Genomic DNA, 691 nt, shown 5'->3' with positions numbered 1-691 from the left:
GCCGTCGCCCTGTTCGGCCCCGCCGCTTTCCTCCACGTCGGTCAGACCGCGCTGCCGCGAGCAGACCGGCCACCGAATCCGCGGGCGAGCCTGATCGCCGCCGCACACAACCCCCAGCACCGCCCGTGCCCGACGTTCGGGGACGCGCTGCTCGTCGGGCCGCCCCGACGCCNCCAGCACACCCACGTGCCCGCGGCCTACACCACGGCCCTGCTCGCCACCGCCGCCCGCTATCAGGTCGAGTTCCACCGCCCCGGCAGCAGCTACCGGTGGCGCTGGACCTCCGTCGCGTTCCCGGAGGCGTTCACCGCCTACCGGGCCGGCCTGCAGGTCGTGCANCGATATCCACCGATCATCGTCCGCGCCGTCCCCGACGGCCCCGGCAGCCGCGGTCGGCACTGACGAACAGCCGCGGCCCCCTCACGACTCAGAACCCCTTCGCCACTTCCCGTTCCCGCCCANCGCGGACAAGGAGTTTCATGGACCTCGACGAACGGCTCGCCCAGATCGGACTGGCGTGCGCGGCCAGCCTCGGCGCCTCCCTTCCCCCGCCGTCGACAGCGCAGCCCGCGACATCTCTGTGGGAGCAGACCGCGCCCGCCTACCCGCACCTCGACCCGGCCGGCGTGCAGGCCGACGCGGCGCGGACCGGCTGGCGGATCCTCGTCCCCGGCGACCGCGAGTGGCCGCC

The 691-nt window shown here is 74.7% G+C and carries 1 pseudogene; it reads left to right on the top strand.

What is annotated here, in order from left to right:
* Nucleotides 1-479: 479 nt before the first annotated feature.
* Nucleotides 480-691 (top strand): annotated as a pseudogene (locus tag FF86_RS30965) (DNA-protecting protein DprA); the annotation flags it as partial.

Origin of the sequence: Frankia sp. CpI1-P (assembly GCF_001421075.1) — a bacterium.
In the GTDB taxonomy this organism is placed as follows: domain Bacteria; phylum Actinomycetota; class Actinomycetes; order Frankiales; family Frankiaceae; genus Frankia; species Frankia torreyi.
The sequence above is the reverse complement of the archived record's forward strand: the minus strand, read 5'-3'. Positions and strand labels throughout refer to the sequence as shown.